Origin of the sequence: Methylobacterium ajmalii, assembly GCF_036448855.1 — a bacterium.
GTDB lineage: Bacteria > Pseudomonadota > Alphaproteobacteria > Rhizobiales > Beijerinckiaceae > Methylobacterium > Methylobacterium ajmalii.
In genome coordinates, this window is the sequence record NZ_JAZFXT010000064.1 from 89,789 (window position 1) to 95,949 (window position 6,161).

A 6,161-nucleotide genomic window follows, 5' to 3' on the forward strand; every position below is an offset into this window, starting at 1 on the left:
GCGGCCGCTCCGCGGCGCGGAGGCGGCTCAGCCCGCCGCCTTGAGCGACTCGCCGAAGGACTGCACCAAGCGGGCTTCGAGCTTGCCGTCCATGGCGGACAGGATCGCCATCGCGTCGGCCATCGGCATCGGCGCCTTGTAGGGGCGGCGCTCGGTCAGGGCGGCGTAGATGTCGCAGATGGTGAGCAGGCGCACGATGTCGCCGATCTGGCTGCCGACGAGGCCGTCGGGATATCCCGACCCGTCCAACATCTCGTGGTGATGGCGCGCGGCCGCGAGGGTGATCGGGTCGCGCTCGCCGCCCGCCACCAGGATCTCGTGGCCGATGGCGGCGTGGGTGCGCATCACCACCATCTCGTCCGGCGTGAGCCGGCCGGGCTTGTTGAGGATCTCAAGCGGAATGCGGGCCTTGCCGACGTCGTGGATCAGCGCGGCGCGCACGAAGCGGAGCTGGTCCTCGTGGCGGAAGCCCAGATGCAGCGAGAACTGCGCGGCGTGGCCGGCGACCAGCAGGCAGTGCTGGTAGGTGGCGTCGTCGTGGGTCCACACCGTGTCGAGCCAGCGGGCGAGGCCGCCCTCGCGCACCGCCGTCAGGATCGGGCCGAGGCCGGCCTCGACGGCGCCCATGCGCAGCGGCTGACCGGCCCGCGCCTCGGCGAGAAGGCCGTTCAACGCCTCGCCGGCCCGGGCCACGCCCTGGCTCACCGTCTGCGCCTCGCCCTCGGCGACGATCCCGACCTGGTTGGCGAGGGCCGCCACGATGGTCTCGGGCGGCACGTAGGCCGGCATGCACACCGTCGCCCCGAGGGTCTTGGCGTGGCGCAGCGCGTCCTGGGTCGCCTTCCGCAGGAGGCAGATCACCGGAAGGTTCTTGTCGGGGAACCGGCGCTGCAGGGTACGCAGGCAGTGGTCGGCTTCCGGCCGGGCCAGGGTCATGTCCGAGACCACCCCGGCGAGCGCCCGGCGGCCCCGCCACGTCTCATCGGGGCCGACGACGTCGCAGAGGCCGATCCCCCGCAGGGCCGCGCTGATCGCGGCACTGCGATCCGGCCTGTCTGTCACGAGGACGAAGGTCCTCTCGTCGGGCATCGCGTCCCTCCCGGCAGCCGCACGGCTCTCCTGCATCCCTCGATTACAGGTTTAGTCCCGAACAAATGCTTACGGCGATGGCGGAGGCGGCGGGGCGGCAAGCTAAAGATCGGGTCGTCGGCACGCCGTGGAGCGTCGTCGCACGGGCACGACGGCCTCGCCCGAGCACCCGTACGCAAAGCTGCCGCCGGCCGATGGATACAACCTGTGAATGGGGGCTGCACGGCGGCACCTGACCATGCGTTATGACGATCGTAACTGTTAGGCGTCAGACGCAACGGACAAGCCGACCCGATCGGAACCTCCCTTCGACACGCCACGCCCATCCCGCCCGCCGGTCCGCACCCGGCGAGCGGGCGTGGCCCGTCGCATCCGGAAGCCTGCCATGTCGCTCAAGATCGCCGCGCGGATCCAGTCCCTGACGGGCGTCGCCCTCGTGGGGCTCGCCCTGATCCTGGGCCTCGCCGCCTACGACCTCGCCGGCGCGGTGAGCGGGGCTCGCGCCCTCAAGACGAAGGACCTGGTGGAGACCGCCCACAGCCTGCTCGCGCATTTCGAGGCCGAGGAGCGGGCCGGCCGGATGACCCGGGAGGCGGCGCAGGCCGCCGCCGCGGCGGCGGTCACCGGCCTGCGCTACGGCGGCAAGGAGTTCTTCTGGGTCAACGACCGGCAGTCGCGGATGATCGCGCATGCCGATGCCCGCATGATCGGCCGGGACGCGAGCACCTTCACCGAGCCGTCGGGCCGCCGGTTCTTCGCCGAGATGATGCGCAAGGTCGAGGCGGACGGCGCCGCCTTCGAGACCTACACCTGGTTCCGGCCCGGCTCCGACGTGCCGGTCGAGAAGCTGTCCTACGCGCGCCTGTTCGCGCTCTGGGGCTGGGTGGTCGGCACCGGCGTCTTCGCCGACGATACCGCGTCCCAGGTCCATGCCTGGCTGCGCAACCTCTTCGCCGGGGCCGGCCTCGTGGCGCTCGTCGTCGGCGTCGTCGCGACGCTGATCGGGCGCGGCATCGCCCGGCCGCTAACCGCGCTGTCGGGCAGCATGGCGGCGCTGGCGCGCGGCCGGCTCGACGAGCCGGTGCCGGCGGTCGGCCGGAGCGACGAGATCGGCGCGATGGCGGGCGCCGTGCAGGTGTTCAAGGAGAGCATGCAGCGGGCTCGCGCCCTGGAGGAGGAGACCGCGCTCGCCAGGGCCTCGGCCGAGGAGCAGCGCCGCGCCGCGATGCGCCAGATGGCGGACGCCTTCGAGACGGCGGTCGGCGGCATCGTCGGCCAGGTCTCGGCCTCCGCGACCGAGTTGCAGGCGACTGCGGAGGCGATGACCGCGGCGGCGCGGGAGACCGCCGCGCAATCGACCAGCGTGGCGGCGGCGGCCGAGGAAGCCTCCTCCAACGTCGGCACGGTGGCGGCGGCAGCCGAGGAACTCGGTGCCTCGGTGGGCGAGATCGGCCGCCAGGTCGACGGCTCGGCCCAGCTCGCCCAGGCCGCGGTGGCGGAAGCCGGCCGGACCGCCGACCAGGTCCGCACCCTGACCGAGGCGACCCATCGCATCGGCGACGTGGTCGGGCTCATCTCGTCGATCGCCGCCCAGACCAACCTCCTGGCGCTCAACGCCACCATCGAGGCGGCGCGCGCGGGTGCGGCCGGCCGCGGTTTCGCGGTGGTGGCGGCGGAAGTGAAGGAACTGGCCGGCCAGACGGCACGCGCCACCGAGGAGATCACCTCGCAGATCGCCGCGATCCAGGCCTCCACCGGTCTGGCGGCCGGGGCGATCGGCGGGATCACCACGCGGATCGAGGAGATCGCAGGCGTCGCCACCGCGATCGCCGCGGCGGTCGAGGAGCAGGGCGCGGCGACCCGCGAGATCGTGCGCAACATCGCCCAGGCGGCGCTCGGCACCGAATCGGTCACCGGCAACGTCGCGGCGGTGGCGGGTGCCGCCGAGCAATCCGGCCTCTCGGCGAGCCAGGTGCTCTCGGCCTCCTCCGCCCTGTCGCACCAGTCGGAGCATCTCGGCGGCGAGGTCGCGCGCTTCCTCGCCTCGGTCAGGGCGGCGTGAGGCGAGACCGCAGGAGAGTTTTCCGGCGATCGGGCGGCATCCCCAGGGAAGCCGTCCCGCGCGCTTCGACCGGGAGCGGGCTGCGTGCATCGCCGACGCCTCCGGATCTTTCGAGGGTTTTCTCGACATAATTACTGGTGATCACGAAGATATTTTATACCGATCGAAAACCTGATCCGTTATTTCTGCCCATCAATTATCATATAATCGTGAACAATACATTCGGTTATTTGCAGATAGTTTTTTGAAACTTCTTTGAGATCGGTCGATCTGGGATCGGCCAGCATCTCAGAATGAATGCGAGCGTGAGACGAGATTTTCAATTCGGCCCACCAGACGCCGCTCCCCACCGCGCCGGAGGTCCGGACTGCCCGGACAGCGGCGTCCGACGGCTGGCAACAGGCGAAGCGAGCCGCTTCACATGCCCTAATGACGTAAAGTCATGTCGTAAAATCTTCAAAAAGCCCATCCAAAGCATCGGCGCAACGCTGCCGCCGGAACGGATCGCAGATCCTCGATGTCGAACTTGATGTTTCCTGATATTTCCATCGGCACATCGTCATCGGGACTTCATATGGCCACGCTAGGCGCCGGCCCGCGATAGAGAAAAATCTCTCGAGGGGTCCATGCGTCCGACGCTCAACGCCGCGCTTCTGGCGGCGACATGCCTGTTTCCGATCGACGCGTGGGCACAAGGGGTTCCGACCTCGCCGCCGGTGGGCTTTGCCAACAGCACCTCGGTCAATCCGGGCACGGTGATGAACCGCGTGCTCGACTCGTATACCGGGCTCGTGACCGGCAACCCGGCGGTGCTGACCCAGAACTACCAGACCGTCGTCGCGATGACGCGGGCGCGCACCGACGCGCAGACCCTGGCGGCGATCCACGACGACCGCACCGGCCAGGCCTACAGCATCCTCAACGGCCTCGGGCCGCTGACATCGGCCTATCTCACCGGCGCCGGCGCCTCGTTTTCCGGCACCACGCCGACGAGCCTGACGCCGACCACCTACGTCGCCACGACGCTCGCCGACTACGCCGCCAACATCCGCACCGGCAACGATGCCAATGCCGGGTCGCGGACCTTCGGCAATGGGACGGCGACGCCGCTCGCGGCGGCCGTCGCCTTCATCGACGATGTCGCCCGCGCCAGCGGCTCGACCGAGCCGGCCAAGCGCATCTTTGCCCGCTACCAGGGCGCCAATCCGGCCATCGACCCGCTCGATCCCCGCTTCGGCAACTACAGCGCGACGACGAACAAGGCCGGCCTCTCGACCCGCGATACCGCGGCCCTGGTGGTGCCGACCTACCTGGCGAATTTTTCCGTCCCGGCGGTCTACGGCACAGCGGATCGGTGGGTGCGGGGCTTCACCGTGACGCAAGGAATGATCGACGCCAATGGCGGCCGGCCGCTGACCGTGCCGAATGTCGGCACCTTCTCGGGTTCCGTCTTCACCGCGGCGACCTTCGGGGTCGGCGACTACGTGCCGGGCATCGGCACCTCGCCGCGGCCCTACCGCGTCTCGACCGACGTGAACATCCCGACGCTCCTGCAGCCGATCATCAACAGCACCAACCCCTATGCCGACGGGGCCTATCCGAGCGGCCACACCAATTCCGGCACGATGCAGGCGCTGGCCACCGCCTTCCTGGTGCCGGAACGGGCCCAGCAGCTCCTGACCCGGGCCTCGGAGCTCGGCTACAACCGCATCCTCGCCGGCATGCACTCGCCCGCCGACGTGATCGGCGGCCGGATGGAATCGACGGCGATCGTCGCCACCAACATCTACGGCGCGCTCTACGACGCGAGCGGCAACCGGGTCGACTGGACCAACCCGGCGAACACGACCGCCTACGGCGTCTACCAGGCCTACCGCCAGACGCAGTCCTACCTCGCTTCGGCCTGCGGCGCGTCGAGCGTCGCCGCCTGTCTCAACGCCGCCTCCGGCAGCCAGGACGCCTTCGGCAATACGGCGCAGAACAAGGCGGACTACACGGCCCGGTTGACCTACGGCTTCCAGCCCACCGGCCCGGTCATGCCGATGACGATCGCCGACGTGCCGCTTCAGGCGCAGGTGCTGCTGCTCACCCGCTTCCCCTACCTCACCGACGCCCAGCGCACGGAGGTGCTGGCGAGCACCGGCCTGCCCTCCGGCACTCCGCTCCTGAGCGGCAACACTTATGACGGCTGGGGCCGGCTGAACCTCTACGCCGCCTTCGACGGCTACGGCGCCTTCTCCCGCGCCGTCACCGTGACGATGGATGCCGCCCAGGGTGGCACCTCGGCCTTCGACACCTGGCGCAACGACATCTCCGGCCAGGGCTCGCTCACCAAGGCCGGCAGCGGCACTCTGGTGCTGACCGGCACCAACTCGTATGCGGGCGGCACCACCGTCGCGGGCGGCACGCTGGTGGGCCACGCCGGGGCCTTCGGCTCGGGTGCGATCCGCAACGATGCCAGCCTGGTTCTCGACCAGGCCGGCGACGCCACGATGGCGAACGCCGTCTCGGGCACCGGGACGCTCGCCAAGATCAATGCCGGCACCCTGACCCTGACCGGCCAGAGCGGCTTCACCGGCGCGACCGCGGTGCTCGGTGGCGCCCTGGCGGTGAACGGCTCGCTCGCCGGCTCGACCGTCACGGTCGGCGCGGGCGCGCGGCTCGGCGGCACCGGCACGGTCGGCGGGGTGGCGGCGCAATCCGGCGCCACGATCGCCCCCGGCAACTCCCTCGGCACCCTCACGGTCGCCGGCAACGCCAGCTTCGCCGCCGGCTCGACCTTCCAGGTCGAGACCGACGCGGGCGGCCAGTCCGACCGCCTCGCCGCCACCGGCACCGCCACGATCCAGGGCGGCACCGTCCGGGTGCTGGCGCAAAACGGCGCCTACGCCCCCCGCACCGGCTACACCATCCTGTCGGCCGCGGGCGGCGTCTCCGGCACCTTCGCGGGCGTCTCCTCCAACCTCGCCTTCCTCACCCCGACGCTGCGCTACCAGCCGGCGCAAGTCGA

At 70.5% G+C, this 6,161-nt stretch carries 3 protein-coding genes; 2 read left to right on the forward strand and 1 reads right to left on the reverse strand.

The genetic code is table 11. The annotated features are described in order from the left end of the window. Nucleotides 1-27 precede the first annotated feature (27 nt). A complete protein-coding gene (locus tag V3T34_RS26665) occupies nucleotides 28-1,089 on the reverse strand; it encodes an HD-GYP domain-containing protein (RefSeq protein WP_060849980.1) in 1,062 nt (353 codons plus the stop codon). Between the two features lie 385 nt (nucleotides 1,090-1,474). Here V3T34_RS26665 and V3T34_RS26670 point away from each other — a divergent pair, with 385 nt between their 5' ends. Together V3T34_RS26670 and V3T34_RS26675 are read left to right on the forward strand one after the other, a co-directional pair. Continuing rightward, nucleotides 1,475-3,151, forward strand: coding sequence for a methyl-accepting chemotaxis protein (locus tag V3T34_RS26670; RefSeq protein ID WP_305079425.1), 1,677 nt, complete (start codon nucleotides 1,475-1,477; stop codon nucleotides 3,149-3,151). Between the two features lie 626 nt (nucleotides 3,152-3,777). Then, on the forward strand, nucleotides 3,778-6,161 hold a 2,384-nt coding region (locus V3T34_RS26675), incomplete at its 3' end, for an autotransporter-associated beta strand repeat-containing protein (RefSeq protein ID WP_331369323.1).

Bases quoted from the DNA above. Each gene is read 5' to 3' on its own strand.
- V3T34_RS26665 (WP_060849980.1), bottom strand. From the start codon at position 1,089: ATGCCCGACGAGAGGACCTTCGTCCTCGTGACAGACAGGCCGGATCGC.
- V3T34_RS26670 (WP_305079425.1), top strand. From the start codon at position 1,475: ATGTCGCTCAAGATCGCCGCGCGGATCCAGTCCCTGACGGGCGTCGCC.